Here is a 24709-nt window from a genome sequence, read left to right as displayed (position 1 = left end):
ACGTTATGCGGGTTCATCGGTCAAATTAGCACATCCAAAATACAGGACAGTGGTTATGTTCAGGCAGTTGAGAAAAACACTGGTTGCGACACTGATTGCCGCAGTGACGGTGGGTCAGGTGTTGCCCGCTTTCGCTGACTCGTCCGATTCATTGCCGGACATGGGCACCACGGCAGGAAGCACGCTCTCCATCGGGCAGGAGATGCAGATGGGGGATTATTACGTACGCCAGCTGCGCGGCAGTGCTCCGCTGATCAACGATCCTTTGCTGGTGCAGTACATCAACGGTCTGGGGATGCGTCTGGTGGCGCACGCGGATTCGGTAAAAACCCCCTTCCACTTCTTTTTAATCAATAACGACGAGATCAACGCCTTCGCCTTCTTTGGCGGAAACGTGGTGCTGCATTCGGCGTTATTCCGCTATTCCGATAACGAAAGCCAGCTGGCGTCGGTCATGGCGCACGAAATTTCACACGTCACCCAGCGCCACCTGGCGCGTGCGATGGAAGACCAGAAGCGTAACGCCCCGCTGACCTGGGTTGGCGCGCTGGGCTCCATTCTGCTGGCCATGGCCAGCCCGCAGGCCGGGATGGCGGCGCTGACCGGGACGCTGGCGGGTACGCGCCAGGGGATGATCAGCTTTACCCAACAGAACGAGCAGGAGGCAGACCGCATCGGCATTCAGGTATTGCAGCGTTCGGGCTTTGATCCGCAGGCCATGCCGAGCTTCCTGGAAAAACTGCTCGATCAGGCGCGCTACTCGTCGCGTCCTCCGGAAATTCTGCTGACCCACCCGCTGCCGGAAAGCCGACTTTCGGATGCGCGTAACCGCGCCAACCAGATGCGTCCGGTGGTCGTGCAGTCATCGCAGGACTTCTACATGGCAAAGGTGAGAACGCTCGGCATGTACAACTCCGGGCGTAACCAGCTCACCAGCGATCTGCTGGATACGCTGGCAAAAGGCAACGTCCGCGAGAAAAACGCGGCGCAATATGGTCAGGCGCTCCAGGCGATGGAGGCCAGCAAATACGATGAAGCGCGTAAAGCGCTACAGCCGCTGCTGGCGTCGGAGCCAAATAACCCGTGGTACCTCGACCTCGCCACCGATATCGATCTGGGGCAGAAAAAAGCAACCGATGCGATCAATCGCCTGAAAGGGGCGAAAGACATTCGCAATAACCCGGTACTGCAGCTTAACCTGGCGAACGCGTACCTGCAGGGCGGCAAGCCCGGCGAGGCGGTGACCATTCTGAACCGCTACACCTTTAACAATAAAGATGACCAGAACGGCTGGGAGCTGCTCGCCCAGGCGCAGGGGCAACTGGGTAACCGCGATCAGGAGCTGGCCGCGCGTGCGGAAGGGCTGGCGCTGGCGGGACGGCTCGATCAGGCCATATCTCTGTTAAGCAGCGCCAGTTCGCAGGTGAAGCTCGGCAGCCTGCAGCAGGCCCGCTACGATGCGCGAATCGACCAGCTGCGCGCCCTTCAGCTGCGCTTTAAGCCGTACGAGAAGATGTAATTAAAGGAGAAGTCATGACAGACGCGGTAAAAATTTACCATAACCCTCGCTGCTCCAAGAGCCGCGATACCCTCAGCCTGCTGAAGTCTAACGGCGTCGACCCCGAGGTGGTGCTGTATCTGGAGACGCCGCCGGACGCGCAGACGATCCGCCAGCTGCTTAAGATGCTTGATATGGACAGCGCGCGCGAGCTGATGCGTCAGAAAGAGGATCTGTACAGGACGCTCAACCTGAACGACCCGCATCTCACCGAAGATCGGCTCATCCAGGCCATGGTCGAGAATCCAAAGCTGATTGAGCGCCCGATTGTGGTTGCGAACGGCAAGGCGCGTATCGGCAGGCCGCCGGAAGACGTGCTCGAAATCGTCTAATCGTTACGCCGCAGCGCTTCCAGAAACGCCTGCGGCGTACTCTCACCCAGTTTTTTCTGCGCTTTTCCCCGGTTGTAAAACTCGCACAGCTGGATCAGCAGCTCCGCCGCGGGTTCACTATTTACGCGCGGAATGATTTCGCGTAGCGGCACAGCGACCTGAACGGCGAGATTGTACCGTGAATGCACTCTTACAGTGACGCTATGCTCCGGCAGCTTCACTTCCAGCCCGAAAGTCTCAACACAATGAATATCAGCCGGACAGGCAGCCAGCGCCGCGTTTACCCAGTGGGTTAGCAGCTGCGGGGAAACGCCCGCATAAAGCCGGGCATAGCACCAGCCGCTGACGGGTTCACGCGCCCAGAGCAGATGTTGCTCCCCGCCGTCGTCCATATGCAGCGACAGCGGCTGATGCCACAGCAGCAGCTTTTGCGGCACGATGCCGGCCTTCAGCGCCTTTTTACCCTGCAGCGACGCGCCCTTTTGCCTGGCAGAGGCCGGTTTGAGGTAGCGGTTCAGGGTGGCGCGGGAAACGGTAATCCCGAGCCCGTCATTGACCATCATCAGCAGTTCATCCAGCGGTGCGCCGGTAATATCCCGCAGGGCGTTTACCAGCGAAACCTGTTCCTGTCTCAGCGCCTTGTGTATCACTTTTGGCGTGGTGTGGTTGTCCGAAACCTGCTCGCGGTTGCGCCAGCGCCTGACGGTCGTAACCGAAATACCCAGCTCGACGGCCAGCTCCCTGTCGCTTTTATCCGAGCGTTGCAGATAGCGGCGGATGCGCGGCGTGGTGGTGGCATTGGCGTGCAGCTTAATTTCCATCGCGAAGATCTCCGAAACCAACCTTGTGAGATTTATAGTGCATCAGCGAATGCTTTGTGACCGATTTCACCTTTCGCTCGCCGCGCTTCACTGATAATCCACAGACATAACATAAACAACACCTCTCAATCTTGTACGGAGTTCACAATGAACAATGTTCTGGGATTTCTTGAAGCAAAACTGATGCCGCTGGCGGCGAAGACCGCCCAGCAGCGTCATCTTGGGGCCATTCGCGGCGCCTACGTTTCATTCATGCCGTTTATCATTGTCGGCTCCATTCTGCTGGTGATCTCCTCATTCCCGAACCAGGCCTACCAGCAGTTTATGTCTCAGGCCTTTGGTGAGAGCTGGAGTGCAATTATTGAGATCCCGTTCAACGCGGTGTTCTCGACCATGTCGCTGTTTATCAGCTTTCTGGTCGCCTACCGCCTGGCGGAACATTATGGCGAAGACCGCATCTCCTGCGGCATCCTCGCGCTTGTCGCCTTTTTGATCCTGACGCCCTTCATCAGGGTGGCGGAAAACGGCGGTATTATCGTCATGCCGGTAGAGTGGATTGGCAGTAAGGGGCTGTTCGTGGCGATGATCGGCTCCCTGCTGTGGACGGAGCTGTTCTGCTGGCTGAAGCGCAAAAAGCTGGTTATTAAAATGCCGGACGGGGTTCCTCCGGCGGTGCAGGAGTCCTTCGCCGCGCTGATCCCGGCCCTGCTGGTGATGATTCTGGTGCTGGCGATCCGCATCCTGTTTGAAAATACCCACTACAACACTATCCACCAGTTTATTTATGACGTGGTTGCAACGCCGGTACGTCACTATGGCACCTCCTATTTTGGCGCGCTGATGACGGTCTTCAGCATCACCATTCTGTGGTCGGTGGGCATCAACTCCGGCTCGATGATCAACGGCATTATTCGCCCGCTGTGGATGGAGAACCAGACCGATAACATCGCCGCGATTCAGGCGGGAACGACGCCGCCGCACATTATCACGGAACAGTTTTTTGACATGATCTGGATGGGGGGCGCCGGGGCAACGCTGTCGCTGGTGATCGCGATGCTGATTTTTGCCCGCAGTAAAAACATGCGCGAAGTGGCCCGCCTCGGCGCCGGAGCATCGGTGTTTAACATCAACGAACCGATACTGTTCGGCCTGCCGGTGATCATGAACCCCATCATGCTTATTCCGTTCAACCTGGTGCCGCTGGTGCTGGTCACCGTGCAGTACGCGGCGATGAAAATTGGCGCGGTTGCCGTCACCACCGGGGTATTTATTCCCTGGACGCTGCCGCCGGTCATCAGCGGATTTATCGTTACCGGGCACCTGAGCGGCAGCGTGATGCAGCTGATCAACCTGCTGATTGGCGCCATGCTGTACCTGCCCTTCATGCGTATCGTGGATAAACAGTACCGCGCCGCGGAGCTGTCCACGGTGACGCAAACCGACAACACCCTTGCAAAACAGGAGTAAAGCATGTGGGGAATTATCGCAACCTGGCGAATGGCGCTTGAAGGGGTAACGGAGTCTGCTTCTGCCCTGGCGGCGGGAAAACCGGCCGCTGCGGCGGTGGTTGACGCCGTCGCCGCCGTGGAGGACTTCCCGCTGTATAAATCCGTCGGCTACGGCGGGCTGCCCACCGAGAACGGCGAGGTGGAGCTGGATGCGGCGTACATGGACGGCGACACGCTGGCGTTCGGCGCCGTAGGGAATCTGGTGGATATTGCCAACCCGGTGCGCGTGGCCCATGCGCTCAGCCGCCAGCGCTACAATAGCCTGCTGGTTGGCCAGGGCGCGCGCGAATGGGCGCTGAGCCAGGGCTTTAGCGACAAAACCATGCTCACCGACCGCGCCATGCAGCACTACCGCAAGCGCTGCCGGGAGACGCTGGACAAAGGCCTGAGCCCGTACGACGGGCACGACACCGTCGGCATTATCGGTCTGGATATGCAGGGCTCCATGAGCGTAGCGACCTCCACCAGCGGCCTGTTTATGAAAAAACGCGGTCGCCTCGGCGACTCGCCGATCGTCGGCTCCGGCTTTTACTGCGACAGCGAAACCGGCGCGGCGACCGCGACGGGCGTCGGTGAAGATCTGATGAAAGGCTGTACCAGCTATGAGATCGTGCGCCGGATGGCGCAGGGCATGACGCCACAGCAGGCGGCGGATTCGGTGGTGTTTGAACTGGAGGACAAGCTGATGTCGCGCTTTGGCCGGGTTGGCGACCTCTCCGTGGTGTGCATGAATAACCGGGGCGAATTCGGTGCCGCGACGAACATCAAAACCTTTTCGTTTGTGGTCGCAACGGCCCGCCAGCCTCTCACGGTTTTTCGTACCGAACGCCTGCGGGAGAAAACCCATTATCACGCCGTGGACGAGGCGTGGATGCAGGCCTATGCCGCACGCATCCGCGCGCCCATTGAGGAGTCATGATGATCGCTTATCAGTTTATCACCACGCTTGCAGACGCAGCGCCGCAGGGCCACCTGATTGCGCCCGCTTCCAGCGCCCATTTACCGGACAGCGCGCTTCTCGCTGAAATGCGCCAGCAGCACAGCATTGCGGACGCGCGCTTTGGCTGCGCGCCCTTTGCCCGCATCACCCTGCTGCCGGACGCGCTCTGGCATGACGCCCTGACCGAAGGGTTACTCACCGCGCTGCGGCCGCTGGTTGCCGCTCCGGCCAGCGCCGACATCGTGCTGGACGTAACGGATATTGATGAGGTGGTGCTGGCGCAGGTGCTGCGCTTTCTCTTTAATCAGGCGCACAGGCTTAGCGACCTGGGGCTGAAGCAAACGGACCCTTCGGCGGCGCGCATTACGCGCATCACCGCCCTCTGCGTGCCGGAGCAGCAGGCGAGGCTTGAAACGTTCTTCCGCCAGCAGCAGGCCATCGCCCGCGGCATGGTCGCGGCGCGGCGTCTGGCGGATACCCCGTCCGACCGCTGCACGCCGCAGCATATGGTGGAGGAGGCGCAAAAACGCTGCGCCGCCTTCCCTGCCCTGCGCTGCGAGGTGCTGAACGAAAAGGATATCGTTGAGCAGGGCCTTGGGCTACTGCACGCCGTTGGCAAAGGGGCAACCTGCCCGCCGCGTCTGCTGGCTATTCATTATGATGGCGCGAACGACGGCCCGGTGCGTTGCTACGTGGGAAAAGGCATTACCTTTGATACCGGCGGCCTGTGGCTGAAGGAAGGCGCAGGCATGTACACCATGAAATATGACATGTGCGGCGCGGCAAACGTGCTGGGGTTAATGCTGAGCGTTGCTGAACTGGGCCTGCCGGTCCGCATGATGGGGGTGCTGGCGCTGGCAGAAAACGCCATCGGCCCGGACGCCATGCAGCCCGGCACGGTGGCGACGGCCTGCAACGGCACCACCGTTGAAATCAACAATACCGATGCCGAAGGCCGGCTGGTGCTGGCGGACGCCATTGCCTGGGCCAGCCGGAAGCACCCTCAGGCGCGCTATATCATTGATATGGCAACCTTAACGGGCGCGGTCGTGAAGGCGCTGGGGTATGAGCTGAGCGGGCTGATGACGCAGGACGAGCCGCTGCGCGAGGCGCTGACGCAGGCGGGAAAACGAAGCGGTGACGAGGTATGGTCGCTGCCGCTGGATGCGCGGCTGAAAAAGCAGACCGACAGCGCCATTGCCGACCTGTGCAATACGCCTCCCAACAATGCGGCAATCAGCGCCTCGGCGGCGTGGCTGCTGCACCATTTCTGTCCGCCGACGATCCCGTGGGCGCATCTGGACATCAGCGGAACGGCGCTGTGGCGTGAGAACGGACGAAGCGTGGCGTCGGGAAGGCCGATTCCGCTACTGGTGGAGCACCTGATGGAAGAGCTCAGGCCCGGCGCAGCTAGAGCTTGAGAATATCTTTCACAAACGGAATAGTCAGCTTGCGCTGGGCGGTAATGGAGGCGCGATCGAGCTGATCGAGCGTATCGAACAGCGTGCGCATTTCGCGATCCAGCCGCTTCAGCAGGAAACGCCCCACGTCCTCCGGCAGCTCGAAGCCGCGCAGCCTTGCGCGCAGCTGAAGCGCCTGGAGCTTGTCTTCATCCGACAGCGGCTGGAGCTTGTAGATTTGCCCCCAGTCCAGGCGAGACGCCAGATCCGGCAGCCCAAGATTAAGCTGGCGCGGCGGGCGATCCCCGGTGATCAGCAGCCGGGTTTTGCCCGACTCCAGAATACGGTTGTAGAGGTTAAAGATCGCCATTTCCCACGGCTCGTCCCCCGCCACGCATTCGATATTATCGATGCAGACCAGGGAGAGATGTTCCATGCCCTCGAGCACCTCAGGCACAAACCAGGTACGTTTATCCAGCGGCACGTAGCCTACCGCGTCACCGCGCGCGGAGAGTTCAGCACAGGCCGCATGCAGCAGATGGCTGCGCCCCGCGCCCTCGCGTGACCAGATATAGATGTATCCGCTGTGTTCCTGGCGCAGCACGTTTTGCAGTGCAGCCAGTAAAGAGGGGTTATCACCCGGCCAGAAACTTGCAAAAGTTTCGTCGTCAGGGAGATAAAGTGGCAGAGAGAGCTGTGCCGGTCCGTTCAGAAATACCTCAACCAGAGATCTTACATAAAATCGGAATGGAGTTTAACACGGAACCTGCAAGGAGAGAACCGGGCGATCCGTCGCCCGGCTTTACGATCAGCGTGGCGCTTTTTCGCTTTCGTCAGCGTCCAGCACCACCTCTTCCGGGCGGATCACCGAGATCAGCTTGAAAATCAGGCTCAGGCCGACGCCCACGATGGTCGCCAGCGCCATGCCCTTCAGCTCGGCCGCACCGATGTGTACCTTGGCGCCGCTCACGCCGATAATCAGGATGACGGAGGTCAGGATCAGGTTTTGCGCCTTGCTGTAATCCACTTTGGATTCAATCAGCACGCGAATACCGGAGGCACCGATCACCCCGTAAAGCAGCAGAGACACGCCGCCCATCACCGGGACGGGGATGATCTGGATCGCCGCCGCCAGCTTGCCGACGCAGGAGAGCAGAATGGCGATGATCGCCGCGCCGCCGATAACCCAGGTGCTGTAAACGCGGGTAATTGCCATCACGCCGATGTTCTCACCGTACGTGGTGTTTGGCGTGGAGCCGAAGAAACCGGAGATAATGGTGGAAAAACCGTTCGCAAACATGGAGCGGTGCAGGCCCGGGTCGCGGATCAGATCGCGCTTAACGATGTTCGCGGTCACCACCAGGTGGCCGACGTGCTCGGCAATCACCACCAGCGCGGCAGGCAGAATGGTGAAGATAGCAAACCATTCGAAGCGCGGGGTATAGAAGGTTGGCAGCGCGAACCAGTGCGCCTCGGCAATGGGGGTGGTATCCACAACGCCCATTACGAAGGAGAGCGCATAGCCCGCCAGCACGCCGATCAGGATCGGGATAATTGCCATAAAGCCGCGGAACAGCACGGAACCAAACACCGTCACGCCGAGCGTCACCAGCGAGATGATGATGGTTTTGGTGTCAGGCGACTGACCGTCCGCCGGCAGCAGGCCGGCCATGTTCGCCGCCACGCCCGCCAGCTCCAGGCCGATGACGGCAACGATTGCGCCCATCGCCGCAGGCGGGAACATCACGTCCAGCCAGCCGGTACCCGCTTTCTTCACAATGAAGGACACCAGGCAGAACAGCACCCCACACATGATAAAGCCGCCCAGGGCGACCTCATAACCCAGCGGCAACAGCAGCAGTACCGGGGAGATAAAGGCAAAGCTCGACCCGAGATATGCCGGGATTTTGCCTTTACAGATGAAGAGGTAAAGCAGCGTTCCGATGCCGTTGAACAGCAGCACGGTAGCCGGGTTAATGTGAAACAGGATTGGCACCAGCACGGTTGCGCCAAACATGGCGAACAGGTGCTGCAAACTAAGCGGGATTGTCTGTAAAAGCGGCGGTCTTTCACTCACCCCGATAGCACGGCGCGTCATAGTGTTTTCCTCTGAGTGTCATTGTTATGGGTTTTTATTCAAAAAAAAGCCGACTATCAAAGTCGGCTTCTTTATCGTTATTCGATTATTTAGTACCAAAAATCTTATCGCCGGCATCGCCAAGCCCCGGGATGATGTACCCGTGCTCGTTCAGCCCCTGGTCGACGGATGCGGTATAGAGTTCAACGTCCGGGTGCGCTTTTTCCAGCGCCGCGATACCTTCCGGCGCCGCGACCAGAACCAGCACCTTGATGCTGCTGCATCCTGCTTTTTTCAGCAGGTCGATGGTGGCGATCATGGAACCACCGGTCGCCAGCATCGGGTCAACCACCAGCGCCATACGCTCGTCGATGTTGGAAACCAGCTTCTGGAAGTACGGGACTGGCTCAAGGGTCTCTTCGTCACGATAGATACCTACCACGCTGATACGCGCGCTTGGCACGTGCTCCAGCACGCCTTCCATCATGCCCAGACCCGCACGGAGGATCGGCACAACGGTAATTTTTTTACCTTTGATCTGCTCAACCTGTACCGGGCCGTTCCAGCCTTCGATGGTCACTTTTTCCGTTTCCAGATCGGAGGTTGCTTCGTAGGTCAGGAGGCTGCCCACTTCAGAAGCCAGTTCGCGAAAACGCTTCGTGCTGATGTCATGCTCACGCATCAGGCCCAACTTGTGTTTAACGAGTGGGTGTTTCACTTCCACAATCTTCATTCTCTTTCTCCTCTGAGGTGGCATCCGCAAAAAAATCGCGGGATTATACCGCTTTTTTCGGATTGCGCCATACCCATCTTGCTTGACGTATATCAATCAAAATGATTAACGCATAAAAAAACCGGAGACAAGGCTCCGGCTTTGGTGCGAGGTTCTGCCGGGTGGCGCTAACGCTTCCCCGGCCTGGAAACCCCGCAGGCCCGGCAAGCGCAGCGCCACCCGGCAATTATAGCTGTTCCCCGTTGCTGGCAATCACCCGCTTGTACCAGTCAAACGACTTCTTCCTGCTGCGGTTCAGCGTGCCGTTACCTTCGTTATCTTTATCAACAAAGATAAAGCCGTAGCGTTTCTTCATTTCACCGGTGCCGGCAGAAACGAGATCGATACAGCCCCACGGGGTGTAACCCATCAGATCCACGCCATCTTCCACCACCGCTTTTTTCATCTCGCGGATGTGCGCGGAGAGATAATCAATGCGGTACTGGTCGTTCACCGTGCCGTCGCTCTCCTGCACGTCAATCGCGCCAAAGCCATTCTCAACGATGAACAGCGGCAGCTGGTAGTGATCCCAGAACCAGTTGAGGGAGTAGCGCAGCCCAACCGGATCGATCTGCCAGCCCCAGTCGGATTTCTGCACGTACGGGTTGGAAACCAGGCTCTTGCTCTCGTCGTAATCCAGCTCCGGATTATCCGCCGTCGCTTTGGTGGCGAAGGACATGTAATAGCTGAAGCCGATGTAGTCCACGCAGCCCTGGGCCAGCGCTGCTTTATCCTCTTCGGTGATGTCCAGCGCGAAGCCGCGACGTTCAAAGTAGTTCAGCAGGTGCTGCGGATATTTGCCGCGCACGTGGACGTCGGTGAACCAGTAGCGGCGATGCATGGCGTTCATCGCCATCATCATGTCGTCCGGGGCGCAGGTCAGCGGATAGATTGGACACATGGCAATCATGCAGCCGATTTGCAGCGACGGGTTGATCTCGCGCCCCGCCTTCACCGCCAGAGCGCTGGCCACCAGCTCATAGTGCGCCGCCTGGAACATGACCGGCTCGCGATCTTCACCCGGTGCGTATTTCAGCCCGGAATTGGTAAACGGCGCGAAGTCCTCGTGGAAGTTGGCCTGGTTGTTGATCTCGTTAAAGGTCATCCAGTACTTCACCTTATGCTGGTAGCGCTCAAAAACGACCGTCGCGAAGCGGACAAAGAAGTCGATAAGCTTACGGTTGCGCCAGCCGCCGTATTCCGTCACCAGGTGGAAAGGCATCTCGAAGTGGGAAAGCGTGATCACCGGTTCGATACCGTGCTTCAGGCACTCGTCGAACAGATCGTCATAGAATTTGAGGCCCGCTTCGTTCGGCTCCAGCTCGTCGCCTTTCGGGAAGATACGCGTCCAGGCGATAGAGGTGCGGAAGCATTTGAACCCCATCTCGGCAAAGAGTTTGACGTCTTCTTTATAGCGGTGGTAAAAGTCGATGGCTTCGTGGTTAGGGTAATTTTTCCCCTCCAGCACGCCGTTGGTGATTTCACGCGGCACCCCGTGGGCCCCCGCCGTCATGACGTCGGCAACGCTCACGCCCTTGCCGCCCTCTTTCCAGCCGCCTTCAAGCTGATGCGCCGCAACGGCCCCACCCCACAGAAAACCTGCTTTAAATCCTGACATTCGCTTTCCCTCATTCTGCGTTATTTTCTGCAAAAACAGTTACAGAAACCGGTTTCATTTCGATGATGTGCAAAGGGGATAACGGTTGCAAGCAGTTCGCCGAAACCGGTTTCATTTTCGTGAACAGAGTCATGTTTGTCGGCCCGCACGGGCGAGAGTGAAAAAAAGATCCCCGCGCCGAGAATAGGCTCGCAAACGTTTGCCTGGACTGTTAGAATTGCGCCGATTTTTCTTACTAGCTATGCAATCGCGTGGGGATTTAAGCCGTGACCAACAAAACTTCTCTCAGCTACAAAGATGCCGGTGTTGATATTGACGCAGGTAATGCGCTGGTTGACCGAATCAAAGGTGTGGTGAAAAAAACCCGCCGCCCGGAAGTGATGGGTGGCCTGGGTGGATTCGGCGCACTGTGCGCGCTGCCGCAAAAATATCGTGAACCTGTGCTGGTCTCGGGTACGGATGGTGTGGGTACTAAACTGCGCCTGGCGATGGATCTTAAGCGTCACGACACGATCGGTATCGATCTGGTGGCAATGTGCGTCAACGACCTGGTGGTACAGGGCGCCGAGCCGCTGTTCTTCCTGGATTACTACGCGACCGGCAAACTGGACGTGGATACCGCAGCCAGCGTGATTAGCGGCATCGCCGAAGGCTGCCTGCAGTCAGGCTGTGCGCTGGTCGGCGGCGAAACCGCGGAAATGCCGGGCATGTATCACGGTGAAGATTATGACGTCGCGGGCTTCTGCGTCGGCGTGGTAGAAAAATCAGAAATTATCGACGGCAGCAAAGTGGCCGACGGCGATGTGCTGGTTGCGCTGGCCTCCAGCGGTCCGCACTCCAACGGCTATTCCCTGGTGCGTAAAATCCTCGAAGTGAGCGGCTGTGACCCGCTGACCACCGAGCTGGACGGCAAACCGCTGGCCGATCACCTGCTGGCCCCGACCCGCATCTACGTGAAAAACGTGCTGGACCTGATCGCGAACGTTGACGTTCACGCTATCGCCCATCTGACCGGCGGCGGCTTCTGGGAAAACATTCCGCGCGTGCTGCCGGACAATACCCAGGCGGTAATCGACGAATCTTCATGGCAGTGGCCGTCCGTCTTCAACTGGCTGCAAACCGCAGGCAACGTAAGCTCTCACGAAATGTACCGCACCTTTAACTGCGGCGTGGGCATGGTTATCGCCCTGCCGGCCAGCGAAGCGGATAAAGCGGTTAAGCTGCTGACTGAAAAAGGTGAAAACGCGTGGAAAATCGGTACGATTAAAGCCTCCGATTCCGAACAGCGTGTGGTCATTGAATGAAAAACATCGTGGTGCTCATTTCCGGTAACGGAAGCAATTTGCAGGCAATTATTGACGCCTGCAGGCAGAAGAAAATCAATGGCACCATTCGGGCAGTATTCAGCAACAAGGCCGATGCGTTCGGCCTTGAGCGTGCGCGGGAAGCGAATATCCCGGCGCACGCGCTGGAAGCCAGCCAGTTTGCCGGCCGCGAGGCATTTGACCGCGAGCTGATGCAGGAGATTGACGCCTACGCGCCCGACGTGGTGGTGCTGGCCGGGTACATGCGTATCCTGAGCCCGGCGTTCGTTGAACGCTACGCCGGTCGTCTGCTCAATATCCACCCTTCCCTGCTGCCAAAATATCCCGGCCTGTACACCCATCGTCAGGTTCTGGAAAACGGCGACGAGGAACATGGTACCTCCGTGCATTTCGTCACCGACGAGCTGGACGGTGGCCCGGTGATTTTGCAGGCGAAAGTGCCGGTCTTCGAGGGCGACAGCGAAGATGACGTAACCGAACGCGTGCAGACGCAGGAACACGCCATTTACCCGCTGGTGGTAAGCTGGTTTGTTGACGGGCGTCTGGCAATGCGCGACGGTGCAGCCTGGCTGGACGGCGTTAAGCTGCCCCCGCAGGGCTATGCGGCCGAAGAGTAGTTTATCGTGTCGGGTGGTGCCGCGCTCACCCGACCTGCACGCGGCGTTACCCGATATCCCCTTCTCCAACCCTCTAAAATCCCCAACAAAAAAATAACTGTCATACTTTTCTGGCACTGTTGGACATATCGTGGAAATGCTCGCCATAATAAGGACGAGACGGATTTACCACGTCCTGTGATTGAACTGGAGTGTGAGCTGTAATGGGTCAGGAAAAGTTATACATCGAGAAAGAGCTAAGCTGGTTAGCATTCAACGAACGTGTACTTCAGGAAGCGGCCGATAAAAGCAACCCGCTGATTGAGCGTATGCGCTTTTTAGGCATCTATTCCAACAATCTGGATGAATTCTATAAGGTTCGTTTTGCTGAACTGAAGCGCAGAATCATCATCAGCGAAGAACAGGGCTTAAACTCGCATTCGCGCCACCTGCTGGGCAAAATCCAGTCTCGCGTAATGAAAGCCGATCAGGAATTTGATGGCCTCTATAACGAGCTGCTGCTGGAAATGGCGCGTAACCAAATCTTCCTGATTAACGAACGTCAGCTTTCCGCGAACCAGCAAAACTGGCTGCGCCACTATTTCAAACATTATCTGCGCCAGCACATCACCCCGATTCTGATCAACCGTGAAACCGATCTGGTGCAGTTCCTGAAGGATGATTACACCTATCTGGCCGTGGAAATCATTCGCGGTGAGAATATTAGCTACGCGCTGCTGGAGATACCGTCTGATAAAGTCCCGCGCTTTGTGAACCTGCCGCCGGAAACCCCGCGCAGACGCAAGCCGATGATTTTGCTCGATAACATCCTGCGCTACTGCCTGGACGATATCTTCAAAGGCTTCTTCGATTACGACGCGCTAAACGCCTACTCGATGAAGATGACCCGCGACGCCGAGTACGATCTGGTTCATGAGATGGAAGCCAGCCTGATGGAGCTGATGTCCTCCAGCCTCAAGCAGCGCCTCACGGCAGAGCCGGTGCGCTTTGTCTATCAGCGCGATATGCCGGATGCGATGGTCGAAATGCTGCGCGACAAGCTGACCATCTCCCGCTACGACTCCATTATTCCCGGCGGGCGTTACCACAACTTTAAAGATTTCATCGGCTTCCCGAACGTCGGCAAAGCCAATCTGGTAAACAAACCGCTGCCGCGGCTGCGCCATATCTGGTTCGATAAGTTCCGCAACGGGTTCGACGCCATCCGCGAGCGCGATGTGCTGCTCTACTATCCGTACCACACCTTTGAACACGTGCTGGAACTGCTGCGGCAGGCGTCGTTCGACCCGAACGTGCTGGCGATTAAAATCAACATCTATCGCGTGGCGAAAGATTCCCGCATCATCGACGCGATGATCCACGCGGCGCACAACGGCAAAAAAGTCACCGTTGTGGTTGAACTCCAGGCGCGTTTCGACGAAGAAGCCAACATCCACTGGGCGCGCCGCCTGACGGAAGCGGGCGTGCACGTCATCTTCTCCGCGCCGGGGCTGAAAATTCACGCCAAGCTATTCCTGATCTCCCGTAAAGAAGGCGACGACGTGGTGCGTTACGCCCATATCGGTACCGGCAACTTTAACGAGAAAACGGCGCGTATTTACACCGACTACTCGCTGCTGACTGCCGATGCGCGCATCACCAACGAAGTGCGTCGGGTGTTCAACTTCATTGAAAACCCGTACCGCCCGGTTAGCTTCGACTATCTGCTGGTTTCACCGCAGAATTCTCGCCGTCTGCTGTACGATATGATCGACAAAGAGATCGCCAATGCGCAGAACGGCCTGTCGTCCGGCATTACGCTGAAGCTCAATAACCTGGTGGACAAAGGCCTGGTGGACCGCCTGTACGCGGCCTCCAGCTCCGGCGTTCCGGTAAACCTGCTTATTCGCGGCATGTGTTCACTCATTCCGGAACTGGAAGGGATCAGCGATAATATCCGCGTGATCAGCATTGTGGATCGCTATCTTGAACACGATCGCGTCTATATTTTTGATAACGCCGGCGATAAGCGCGTTTACCTCTCATCCGCCGACTGGATGACGCGTAATATTGATTACCGTATTGAAGTGGCGGCACCGCTGCTGGACCCACGCCTGAAGCAGCGGATCCTCGACATTATTGAGATCCTGTTCAGCGATACGGTGAAAGCACGCTATATCGACAAAGAACTCAGTAACCGCTATGTACCGCGCGGCAATCGCCGTAAAGTGCGGTCGCAACTGGCGATTTACGATTATATCAAATCACTTGAGCAACCCGATTAACCTATGCCAATAAACGATAACACCCCACGCCCGCAGGAATTCGCCGCGGTCGATCTTGGCTCAAACAGTTTTCACATGGTCATCGCCCGCGTGGTGGATGGCGCGATGCAGATCATCGGTCGCCTGAAGCAGCGCGTGCATCTGGCCGACGGTCTGGACGCGCGTAATATGCTGAGCGAAGAGGCAATGGAGCGCGGCCTGAACTGCCTGTCGCTGTTCGCAGAACGTCTTCAGGGCTTTTCGCCCTCCAGCGTCTGCATCGTCGGGACGCATACGCTGCGCCAGGCGCTGAACGCGCCGGAATTTCTCAAGCGCGCGGAAAAGGTTATCCCCTACCCGATTGAGATCATCTCAGGGAACGAGGAAGCGCGCCTGATTTTTATGGGCGTTGAGCACACCCAGCCGGAAAAGGGCCGCAAGCTGGTGATTGATATCGGCGGTGGCTCAACGGAGCTGGTGATTGGCGAAGACTTCGAGCCGCGCCTGGTGGAGAGCCGCCGTATGGGCTGCGTCAGCTTCGCGCAGATGTATTTCCCGGGGGGCGTGATTACCCGTGAAAACTTCCAGCGCGCGCGCATGGCCGCGGTTCAGAAACTGGAAAATCTGGCCTGGCAGTATCGTATTCAGGGCTGGAACGTGGCGCTGGGGGCTTCGGGTTCGATTAAAGCCGCCCACGAAGTGCTGCTGGCAATGGGTGAAAAAGACGGGTTTATTACCCCTGAGCGGCTGGTGAAGCTTACCGAAGAGGTGCTTAAGCATAAGAGCTTTGATGCCCTGAGCCTGCCGGGCCTGTCGGACGAGCGTAAAGCGGTATTCGTGCCGGGGCTGGCGATCCTCTGCGGCGTGTTTGACGCCCTGGCGATCAAAGAGCTGCGCCTCTCTGACGGCGCCCTGCGCGAAGGCGTGCTGTACGAGATGGAAGGACGCTTCCGCCATCAGGACATTCGCAGCCGTACCGCGCAGAGCCTGGCGAACCAGTACAACATCGACCGCGAGCAGGCGAAGCGCGTGCTGGAGACCACGGTTCAGATGTACGAGCAGTGGGAAGAGCAGAATCCGAAGCTTGCCCACCCCCAGCTTGCCGCACTGCTGAAATGGGCCGCGATGCTGCACGAGGTGGGGCTGAACATCAACCACAGCGGGATGCATCGCCATTCGGCCTATATCCTGCAAAACAGCGATCTGCCGGGCTTTAACCAGGAGCAGCAGACCATGATGGCCACGCTGGTGCGCTACCACCGCAAGGCGATCAAGCTCGACGATCTGCCGCGCTTTACGCTGTTCAAGAAAAAGCAGTTCCTGCCTTTAATTCAGCTGCTGCGCCTGGGCGTATTGCTCAACAACCAGCGACAGGCCACCACCACCCCGCCGACGCTGAAGCTGAAAACGGACGACCATCACTGGACGCTGAGCTTCCCGCACGACTGGTTTAGCCAGAACGCGCTGGTCCTGCTGGATCTGGAAAAAGAGCAGCAGTACTGGGAAGCGGTCACCGGCTGGCTGTTGAAGATCGAAGAAGAGAGCGCCGAGGTTGCGGCGTAACGCCTCAGGCGCTCTCCTGAGGCTGCGCTTCAGCCAGCGTTTCCAGCTCAACCGGCATGCCTATCAGATAGCCCTGAACATAATCGATACCTAGCGCGTGAACCGCGCTACGTATCTCTTCTGTTTCCACGCATTCCGCCACCACCAGCATTTTCTTCATCCGGGCCAGATGGCAAATCGAGGCCACAATCTGGTAGTCCAGGCTGTTGCTGACAATATTGCGGATAAAGCCGCCGTCTATTTTGAGGATGTCGGCATCCACGCTTTTCAGCCGCGCATAGCTGGCGTAGCCGGTGCCAAAATCATCAATTGCGATGCGTATGCCCATCTTTTGTAACTGCCTGAGCGTGGGGGCGGCCAGGTCCGTACGGCCCAGGGTGCTGCTTTCGGTCACTTCAAAGATCAGCTGCCACGCTTCAATGGCGTATTTAGCCAGCAGGCGATTCACCTCAAGCGGAAACTGCGACCGGTAGACGGTAGACGGTGCGAGATTGATGGCAAAGCGCTGGCCCGGCAGCCGCTGTCGGTGCTCCGCCAGGAAACGCAGCGTACGCTCCAGCACCCATAAATCGACGCGCGAGGACAAGCCAAACTCCTGCGCGACGGGCAGGAACTGCTCGGGGAAAATCAGCGCGCCGTTATCATCGCGCATCCGCAGCAGTACCTCGTGGTAACGATCGCCCCGCAGCCCCCGGACGGGCTGAACCAGCAGGGTAAAGGCGTTCTGCTCCAGCGTCGCCTGCAAACGGCTCATCATCGCCACCTTATCTTTCAGGCTACGCTGCAAATGAACAGCGCCGCGCTGCTGAAGGTTTTCCGGGTGGTTGGTTGAAAGTGAGAGATCGGCAACCAGGCCCAGCTCGCCCAGCACCAGGTAGAGGTGATTAACCGGCGAGCGCACGTAACAGTAGCTCACGCCAACCTGCGGCTGCACCGGCATCCCATCCCAGACAAAACGGAACTGCTTAATGTGCTCGTCCAGCGCCTCGATGCGCTGTTGATGGGACTCCGCATTCAGGCGCACCGCCATGTCAAAGCCGGTGAGATGGTAGACCCGCTCGTTGGGCTGAAGCGTGCCGTTTATCCATTGCGCCAGCTGCTGTTTGTACTGGATCCGCAGCAAAACCCCGTAATTGCGCCCCAGCACTTCCAGTTCAGGCACGCGCAGCAAACAGAGCGCCGACCACGGATTCGCGGCAAGCTCACGCGACAGCGACCGCAGATTGGGCATGTGCAATATCGGATCGAGAAATGCCTGTCTGCGGGAACGAATGTTGATGCTCCGCTGGCGTGTTGCCAGCATCGCCATGTAAATCACGACGAAGGAAAAGACCAGATAGCTGGAGGAGGTAATGGCCAGCTGGATGTCATAGCCCTGATTCAGCGGAATGTAGTGATAAAAATAGTGTATCGACACCAGCAAAACCGGCGTCCAGATAATCGACATCAGCTTATAGCCGAAGCGCATTGCCCCCCAGAGCATCACGGGCATCAGCAGGGACAGCGTATAGTTAGTGCTGAAAATAGAGCTGTTGATATTCATGGGCAGGAGCAGCATGCCCAGCAGCCCGCCCAGGGCGATAAACCACACCACAAACTCAACAACCGTTACCTTTTTGTCTATTTGCGCGCGGAGCTGTGACAGTAGCGCTTTGATATAGCGAGGATGGCGAATCAGGCGGATCAGCAGATAGCTGAGCGGTACCCCCGTCAGCCCGCTCACCAGCAGCGCCTGATAGTTGATGAGGGTTCGAATATTAAAAGGGTTTAACCCCGCGAGGCTCTGGCGGCTCTCATAAACGCCCAGATAAACCGCAAACTGAAACAGCGCCAGAAACAGCGTTGCCGGGCAGAAAACCTGCCAGAACATGCGCTGCCCCATCAGCCTCACGTCACCGTAAGCGGTCATATTACGTCGGGGAGCAAACACGCGGTAGCCGCCCCAGCTGAGCACCAGCGGGACGATAAAATGAAGAATGCCGGCCACGGTTTCATAGAGCCCAACGGCCGGGTAATAACGGATAAATAGCGACACCAGAACGCCCGGAATGGCTTCCAGGCCAAAAAACAGCATCAGCGTCAGCAAAAAAGAGAGGGGTAAATAGTAGAGCGCAACGATACCGTCGCCCAGCTGCGTTAGGGTATTCGCCACGCTGAGCACCGGGAGTAACGCCACGGGTAAAATAAGAGGAAGCGCCCACCAGCGGTTTTTATTCTGCTTCAGGATGTGGTGAATTTTCATAGATGCTCGTTTACAACCCTTTCGCTCCAGAGGGTAAGTGAAGACAGGCATCCAACCTGACGTACACGTCGCCCGGAAAATTCCTGGCAAGCACAGTGGAGGAGGGATTTTAAATATCAACGACGCAATCCGGTTGACTTAAATCAAACAATTTTATCTGATTAAATCTTTCTTACGTTTTTTTTAATTATTTTTCCTGTATTTATCAATGCGATAAATAAATGCGTTGTTTTTAATAACATATATTAATGTAAGCATTGACGGTATTTTACACTTCATCGAATTGACCCGTTCGTACGGTTGTGCCTTAATAGCCGCATCGCCCGGAAGGGTATACTCAGGAAAAGAAAGTGAGTCAGGCTACGCGTATGCGAAAACGACATCGATTTAACACCCGAATGACCCGCATCATACTGCTCATCAGCTTTCTGTTTTTCTTTGGCCGCTTTGTGTACTCCTCCATTGGCGCCTGGTATCACCATCAGGACAAAATCCAGTCACAGCAAACCAGCCTGACCGTCGACGCGCCAGAACGCTAGTTCCTCAGATGGTGTTGCAATAACCGAATAACGCCGGCGATTGCCATTGTCCGCCTTTCCGGCAGGCAAACTGTATCGCACTGTATCCAGCGCGCCACGCTGACAGACGGGTACAAAACGGCGCCTCCGGCAAATCTCTCCGATACATAAATACGGTTATCTGTGTCTGACATCATTCAGAACCGATGAGGAGAGACACCGATGATGCGTCGATACCTGCTGTTCCCCCTGCTGGCCCTCGCGTCGGCAACCGGCTCCTGGGCCGCGCCCCTGGACAACCTGAGCGCCGCGGATGTTAACGGCCCCGCCGCCGTCGCGCCGCTGGCACACCCGCAGCCCCCTGCAAAGCTGATTGTCGATCCGCCCCTTGCCGGGCCGCTGAGCAAAGGCGCGGTGTTTATTCAGTACCGTGCCGAAAACCTGCGCATCGAGCCGGTGTTTGGCCCCGAGGCGCTCAGGGTCACCCCGCGCATAGGCCACATTCACGTGGTGGTGGATGACGCGCCGTGGCACTGGGCTGACGCCAGCGGCGAGCCGGTGATCCTGGTGGGGCTGCCCGCCGGTAAACACAAGGTGACGATTATTCTGGCCGACCCGACGCATAAACCGCTCGACCACAAAACCATTGAATTCACCGTACCGCCCCACGCGGCGGTTCACCATTTTTAAGGACGCTCAAGATGAAAGCACTGTCTGTAGTGACGGCGGGCCTGCTGGCGCTTTCCGCCAGCGCCTTTGCGGAGAGTAAAATCAGCGTCGTGCTGGTGCACGGCGCGTTTGCCGACGGCAGCAGCTGGAATAAGGTGATTACCCTGTTGCAGAAACAGCATACAGAGGTCATTGCCGTCCAGCTGCCGCTCACCTCGCTGAACGATGACGTCGCGGCCACAAAGCGGGCCATCGCACGCGCGCAGGGCGACGTGGTGCTGGTAGGCCACTCCTGGGGCGGGACCGTAATTAGCGAAGCGGGTAACGATGCGCGGGTCAAATCGCTGGTTTACGTGGCGGCGTTCGCGCCGGACGCCGGCCAGTCGACGGCGGATCTCGCTGGAAGCTTCCCTGCACCGCCGGGCTGCGCGGGTATTGCCAAAACGGCGGACGGCTATTTATATCTGCCAGCGGAGGCCGTCAGGAAGGATTTCGCGCCTGACGTGAAGCCGGGTGAGCAACAAACCATTGCGGCCACGCAGGGGCCAATAAGGGGCGATGCGTTTGGGGAAAAGATTACTCGTGCAGCGTGGCGCACTAAGCCGAGCTGGTATGTGGTAAGCGAGAATGACAGGATGATTAACCCGGCGCTGGAGCGCGCGATGGCGAAGGCGATCCGCGCAAAAACCACCGAGGTGGCGGCAAGCCACGTGTCGATGGTGAGCCATCCGGAGGCCATCGCCCGCACGATTGAGCAGGCGAGGCGGGTGCACTGAGGACAATTCGCCCGGCGGCGGCGCGCTTGCTCAGGACTACGGTTTCGCAGGTCGGGTAAGCGCAGCGCCGTCCGACAAGAAAGGCCGCGCTAGCCACCCCTCTCTGCGGGATAATCGCGATTAATCCACGCGTGATCGTCTTCCCAGGTGAACATCCATTTGCGCACCGGCCCGGCCATCACGTTGAGGTAATAGCTGTCATACCCCGCCATGGTTGCCACCGGGTGGTAGCCCTTCGGCACCATCACCACGTCGCGGTTGTAGACCGCCAAGCACTCGTCCAGCGTTCTGTCATCGGTGTAAACGCGCTGCATGCAGAACCCCTGCTCCGGGTTGAGGCGATGATAGTAGGTCTCCTCCAGGTAGGTCTCCTGCGGCGGGTTATCCGTATCGTGCTTGTGGCTCGGGTAGGAGCTGGTGCAGCCCTCGCTGGTCCACACCTCCACCACCAGCAGGCTGTCGGCGGGCTTGTCTTCCGGCAGAATGTTGTGCACGTAGCGCTGATTGTGCCCCTTGCCGCGCGCCTCACCGTCGATATCCTGCGGGGCAATCAGCCGCGTCGGATACGCGCCTTTGCCGGGAGCGGCGCAGACCGCCAGCTCGAGCTTCGTCAGCGCCTGCACCTGCACCGTCTCATGCGGGGTGACGTAAACCGCCCACGGCTTGATGCGCTCGAACGGGCTCATCCGCTCCCCGATGTCGTTAAACCGCGCGGATGGCGTGCTGATGGAGGCGCGCCCGGCCACCAGCACCAGACAGCGCTCTTCGCTGACCGCGGGCAGCGTCAGCTCCTGCCCCTCCTGAAGTTCATAGGCCTCAAAGCCAACATATTCCCACCCCGCGCTTTGGGGCGTCACGGACTGGGTGCGGCCCTCAGCGTTCGGCTGTTGCCAGCGTGATAGCAGACGTGACATGTCACCTCCTCAGATAAGCCCGGCGTCGCGCGCCAGGCGGCTCAGGTTGTTATAACCCAGACGGGCGTAGGTCAGCGGATGGGCAATCGCCGGATCCTGCTCGGCCTCCACCACCAGCCAGCCGTGATAGTCCTGCGCCTTCAGCAGCCGCATAATCGGCGGGTAATCCACAGAGCCGTCGCCCGGCACGGTAAACACGCCGCTCAGCACCGCGTCGAGGAAGCTGGTTTTGCGGTTTTTCACGTCCGCCAGCACGTCGGCGCGCACGTCTTTGCAGTGGACGTGATTGATGCGCGTCGCCCAGCGCTGCGCCACCGCCAGCGGATCGGCCCCGGCAAAGGTCAGATGCCCGCTATCCAGCAGCAGTCCCACCTCGTCGCCGGTGTGGGTCATCAGGCTGTCCACGTCGTCGGCGGACTCAATCACCGTGCCCATATGGTGATGGTAGGCAATCTGCACACCCTGCTGCTGCGTATAGCGCGCAAATTCGGTGAGCTTCTCGCCGTACTCCTTCCAGCGATCCTTCGGGAAGCGCGGGCGCAGGTGCACCGGTGTCTGCTGCTCGCCGTGAATGCAGCCGCTCACTTCCGCAAAGACCAGCACCTTCGCCCCCAGCTCGCGCAGCAGCGTCAGGTGCGGCTGCACGGCGGCAATCTCCTCCTCCACGCTGCGCTCCAGCAGGCGGCCGGAGTACCAGCCGGAGACCAGCTGCAGGTCGTGGCGCTGCAGAATAGGGCCGAGCAGGCGCGCTTCGCGCGGGAACTTATTGCCCAGCTCGAAGCCGGCAAAACCGGCCTCTTTGCCTTCGCTCAGGCAGGTCTCCAGCGGCGTCTCCGCGCCGAGCGAAGGCAGATCGTCGTTCGTCCACGTCAGCGGGTTGATGCCCAGTTGTACACTCATTGTCGTCTCCATTATGCGTGCCCGCGCTCGCGCCACCAGGCGATAAGCTGCAGGTAGTTGTCCCGGATGCGCGCCACCAGCTGCGCATCGTCGATATCGTGCTTCAGCCATGCGCGGGAAGCGTCGCCGAACAGCGTGCGCCCCACGGCAAACCCCTTCACCAGATCGTGCCCCGCCGCGGCGTTAAACCCGGCGCGCAGCTGTTCGGCCGGCGCGTCCAGCCCGAGGATCACCACTCCGCGGCAGTGCGGGTCCCGGCGTTCGATAATTTCACCGAGCGACGTCCAGCCCTCGGCCGAGAGCGGCGGCAGCTTCCACCAGTCCGGGTAAATGCCCAGGTTGTAGAAGCGGGAGATGGCGCGCAGGTAGAGCTCGTCGCTGCGCGGCATGGTCGCGGGCAGGATCACCTCCAGCAGCAGCTCGTGCCCGGACCGGCAGCAGGCGTGGTACACCTCGGCGATTTTCTGCTCCTGCTCCAGGCGCAGGCCGTGGGCATCTTCCGGATGGAAAAAGACCAGGCACTTCACCACGTGCTCCTGCGGCCAGCTGATAAGCTGGGTGCCGATATTGCCGTGCTCCATTTCCAGCGGACGAGAGCCCGGCAGCTCAATGGGCCGCCCGATCCACCAGCCTTCACCGGTAATGGCGTTGAGCGCGTCCTGGCCAAAGGTGCCGTCGCACAGCAGGCCGGCTTTGCCCTCCAGCCCGGCGCGGCTCGCCGCCTCGCGGCTGGCCTGCAGGATCAGCTGCTTCAGGGCCGGAATGCGCCCGAGCGACGCGCCGCACTGTATAGCCATATCCTCAAGCTGGCTGCGATGGTCGAAGGCCATCACGCACAGCTCGGGCCATTCACGGCGGCGGGTGGTGACGCGGTGGAGATGGTTCAGGCGCGGATCGAGATCCGGGCGCGGCACATTCGCGGCGCGGGAGAGATAGTCATCCAGCTCGATTTTGCTCGGCATCGCCGGGGCGCAGCCGTGGCGCGAGACCACCAGCGCGCCGCAGGCGTTGGCGTAGCGGCACGCCTGCTCCCAGCCCTCGTCGTTCAGGTAGCCGCGCAGCAGGCCGGACATAAACGCGTCCCCCGCGCCGAGGACGTTCAGCACCTCCACGCGCACGCCGGTCACCGTCAGGCCGTCGTCCAGCCGTGGCGGAATGGCGTCGGTATAGACCGAGCAGCCGAGCGCGCCGCGTTTGCAGACCAGCGTGGCCTGGCTCACGTCGCGCACCCGTTCCAGCGCCTGTAAGGTATCCGTGCTGCCGCCCGCAATATGGAACTCCTCCTCGGTGCCGACAATGACGTCGAAGAGGTGCAGCACCTCCTGCAGCTCGCGGGTGACCCGATCGGCGGGAATAAAGCGCGTTTCGCCGTCGCCCAGGGGGGTCAGCCCCCACAGCACCGGGCGGTAATCGATGTCCAGCACCGTGCGCACGCCGTGACGGCGGGCATAGCCCAGCGCCGTCAGCACCGCCTCGCGGGTCTGAGGATGAGAAAGGTGAGTCCCGGTGATGGCAAGACAACGAGCGGAGGCAATGTAGCTTTCGTCCACATCGCTGGCCGTAATGGCCATATCCGCGCAGTTATCGCGATAAAAAATCAGAGGAAAGGTGTCCCGGTCTTTAATGCCGAGCAGCACCAGCGCCGTGAGGCGGTCTTTATCGGTGATCAGATGGCTGGTATCGCAGCCCACCTGGTTGAGCTCTTCGCGCAGGAAGCGGCCCATATGTTCATCGCCCACGCGCGCCAGCATCGACGAACGTAAACCCTGACGCGCGGTACCGTACGCCACGTTGCCGGACGACCCGCCGAGGTATTTGGCGAAGCTCGACGCATCCTCCAGACGGGCGCCAATCTGCTGGCTGTAGAGGTCTACCGCCACGCGGCCCATGCATATCACATCAAACTGCTTTTCCAC

The 24709-nt window shown here is 59.0% G+C and carries 21 protein-coding genes; 12 read left to right on the top strand and 9 right to left on the bottom strand.

Going from position 1 to position 24709, the window contains the following annotated elements:
• Positions 1-55: 55 nt before the first annotated feature.
• Together bepA and arsC are read left to right on the top strand one after the other, a co-directional pair.
• Entirely contained in the window at positions 56-1519 is a 1464-nt protein-coding gene (gene bepA / locus MOQ06_RS05305) for a beta-barrel assembly-enhancing protease (protein WP_148420705.1), read from the top strand.
• A gap of 14 nt (positions 1520-1533) precedes the next feature.
• Positions 1534-1890: an arsenate reductase (glutaredoxin) gene (arsC, locus tag MOQ06_RS05300; RefSeq protein WP_242171742.1), complete on the top strand. Its 357-nt coding sequence runs from the start codon at positions 1534-1536 to the stop codon at positions 1888-1890.
• Here arsC and MOQ06_RS05295 read toward each other — a convergent pair.
• Positions 1887-2711, bottom strand: a complete 825-nt coding sequence (locus tag MOQ06_RS05295; protein ID WP_242171722.1) for an XRE family transcriptional regulator — start codon at positions 2709-2711, stop codon at positions 1887-1889. The two genes, arsC and MOQ06_RS05295, sit on opposite strands and share 4 nt — an antisense overlap.
• A 147-nt stretch (positions 2712-2858) precedes the next feature.
• On the opposite strand from MOQ06_RS05295, the gene celB reads away from it, so the two are divergent.
• From celB to MOQ06_RS05280, 3 genes are read left to right on the top strand one after another with little or no spacing between them, the layout of a single operon-like run.
• Entirely contained in the window at positions 2859-4178 is a 1320-nt protein-coding gene (gene celB, locus MOQ06_RS05290; RefSeq protein WP_242171720.1) for a PTS cellobiose transporter subunit IIC, read from the top strand.
• Between the two features lie 3 nt (positions 4179-4181).
• The gene (locus MOQ06_RS05285) at positions 4182-5138 is read left to right on the top strand and encodes a N(4)-(beta-N-acetylglucosaminyl)-L-asparaginase (protein ID WP_242171711.1); all 957 of its coding nucleotides are present in this window, start codon (positions 4182-4184) and stop codon (positions 5136-5138) included.
• A complete protein-coding gene (locus MOQ06_RS05280) occupies positions 5138-6580 on the top strand; it encodes a leucyl aminopeptidase family protein (protein WP_242173214.1) in 1443 nt (480 codons plus the stop codon). The genes MOQ06_RS05285 and MOQ06_RS05280 overlap by 1 nt, the downstream gene beginning before the upstream one ends.
• Here the strand turns inward: MOQ06_RS05280 and MOQ06_RS05275 are convergent.
• The 4 genes from MOQ06_RS05275 to MOQ06_RS05260 all read right to left on the bottom strand — a co-directional run bounded on the left by MOQ06_RS05275 (position 6570) and on the right by MOQ06_RS05260 (position 11026).
• Positions 6570-7271: a DnaA inactivator Hda gene (locus tag MOQ06_RS05275; protein ID WP_211482948.1), complete on the bottom strand. Its 702-nt coding sequence runs from the start codon at positions 7269-7271 to the stop codon at positions 6570-6572. The genes MOQ06_RS05280 and MOQ06_RS05275 overlap by 11 nt on opposite strands.
• Positions 7272-7367: 96 nt before the next feature.
• Entirely contained in the window at positions 7368-8657 is a 1290-nt protein-coding gene (uraA, locus tag MOQ06_RS05270; RefSeq protein ID WP_148420700.1) for a uracil permease, read from the bottom strand.
• Positions 8658-8742: 85 nt separating this feature from the next.
• Positions 8743-9369, bottom strand: a complete 627-nt coding sequence (gene upp, locus MOQ06_RS05265; protein WP_040074548.1) for a uracil phosphoribosyltransferase — start codon at positions 9367-9369, stop codon at positions 8743-8745.
• 226 nt (positions 9370-9595) lie between these two features.
• On the bottom strand, positions 9596-11026 hold the full coding sequence (locus tag MOQ06_RS05260) for a 6-phospho-beta-glucosidase (protein WP_148420699.1): 1431 nt from the start codon (positions 11024-11026) through the stop codon (positions 9596-9598).
• A gap of 266 nt (positions 11027-11292) precedes the next feature.
• On the opposite strand from MOQ06_RS05260, the gene purM reads away from it, so the two are divergent.
• The 4 genes from purM (at position 11293) to ppx (ending at position 16774) form a co-directional block, all read left to right on the top strand.
• Complete coding sequence (gene purM / locus MOQ06_RS05255; protein ID WP_242171708.1) at positions 11293-12330, top strand: phosphoribosylformylglycinamidine cyclo-ligase; 1038 nt, start codon at positions 11293-11295, stop codon at positions 12328-12330.
• Positions 12327-12968 carry a phosphoribosylglycinamide formyltransferase gene (gene purN, locus MOQ06_RS05250; protein ID WP_242171698.1) on the top strand — a complete coding sequence of 214 codons (642 nt, stop codon included), beginning with the start codon at positions 12327-12329 and terminating at the stop codon, positions 12966-12968. The genes purM and purN overlap by 4 nt, the downstream gene beginning before the upstream one ends.
• Positions 12969-13171: 203 nt before the next feature.
• The gene (ppk1, locus tag MOQ06_RS05245; RefSeq protein ID WP_148420696.1) at positions 13172-15232 is read left to right on the top strand and encodes a polyphosphate kinase 1; all 2061 of its coding nucleotides are present in this window, start codon (positions 13172-13174) and stop codon (positions 15230-15232) included.
• A gap of 3 nt (positions 15233-15235) precedes the next feature.
• The gene (gene ppx, locus MOQ06_RS05240; protein ID WP_193356047.1) at positions 15236-16774 is read left to right on the top strand and encodes an exopolyphosphatase; all 1539 of its coding nucleotides are present in this window, start codon (positions 15236-15238) and stop codon (positions 16772-16774) included.
• Between the two features lie 4 nt (positions 16775-16778).
• Here ppx and MOQ06_RS05235 read toward each other — a convergent pair whose 3' ends face one another.
• Positions 16779-19016 (bottom strand): EAL domain-containing protein, encoded by a 2238-nt coding sequence (locus MOQ06_RS05235; protein ID WP_193356048.1) that lies wholly within the window; start codon positions 19014-19016, stop codon positions 16779-16781.
• 368 nt (positions 19017-19384) lie between these two features.
• On the opposite strand from MOQ06_RS05235, the gene MOQ06_RS05230 reads away from it, so the two are divergent.
• The 3 genes from MOQ06_RS05230 (at position 19385) to MOQ06_RS05220 (ending at position 20979) form a co-directional block, all read left to right on the top strand.
• Positions 19385-19555, top strand: a complete 171-nt coding sequence (locus MOQ06_RS05230) for a YfgG family protein (protein ID WP_176609775.1) — start codon at positions 19385-19387, stop codon at positions 19553-19555.
• A 201-nt stretch (positions 19556-19756) separates the two neighbouring features.
• On the top strand, positions 19757-20224 hold the full coding sequence (locus tag MOQ06_RS05225) for a DUF6130 family protein (protein WP_148420693.1): 468 nt from the start codon (positions 19757-19759) through the stop codon (positions 20222-20224).
• Positions 20225-20235: 11 nt separating this feature from the next.
• Positions 20236-20979, top strand: coding sequence for an alpha/beta hydrolase (locus MOQ06_RS05220; protein ID WP_242171697.1), 744 nt, complete (start codon positions 20236-20238; stop codon positions 20977-20979).
• A gap of 89 nt (positions 20980-21068) precedes the next feature.
• Here MOQ06_RS05220 and iolB read toward each other — a convergent pair whose 3' ends face one another.
• From iolB to iolC, 3 genes are read right to left on the bottom strand one after another with little or no spacing between them, the layout of a single operon-like run.
• The gene (iolB, locus tag MOQ06_RS05215) at positions 21069-21893 is read right to left on the bottom strand and encodes a 5-deoxy-glucuronate isomerase (RefSeq protein WP_242171696.1); all 825 of its coding nucleotides are present in this window, start codon (positions 21891-21893) and stop codon (positions 21069-21071) included.
• 9 nt (positions 21894-21902) lie between these two features.
• Positions 21903-22793 carry a myo-inosose-2 dehydratase gene (iolE, locus tag MOQ06_RS05210; protein WP_242171686.1) on the bottom strand — a complete coding sequence of 297 codons (891 nt, stop codon included), beginning with the start codon at positions 22791-22793 and terminating at the stop codon, positions 21903-21905.
• Positions 22794-22804: 11 nt separating this feature from the next.
• Positions 22805-24709 carry a 5-dehydro-2-deoxygluconokinase gene (gene iolC, locus MOQ06_RS05205; RefSeq protein WP_242171682.1) on the bottom strand — a complete coding sequence of 635 codons (1905 nt, stop codon included), beginning with the start codon at positions 24707-24709 and terminating at the stop codon, positions 22805-22807.

The sequence above is a fragment of the Enterobacter sp. I4 genome (assembly GCF_022669095.1).
Taxonomy (GTDB): Bacteria; Pseudomonadota; Gammaproteobacteria; order Enterobacterales; family Enterobacteriaceae; genus Enterobacter; species Enterobacter pasteurii.
Note: the sequence above shows the minus strand (reverse complement) of the source record. Positions and strands in the feature narration are given on the sequence as shown.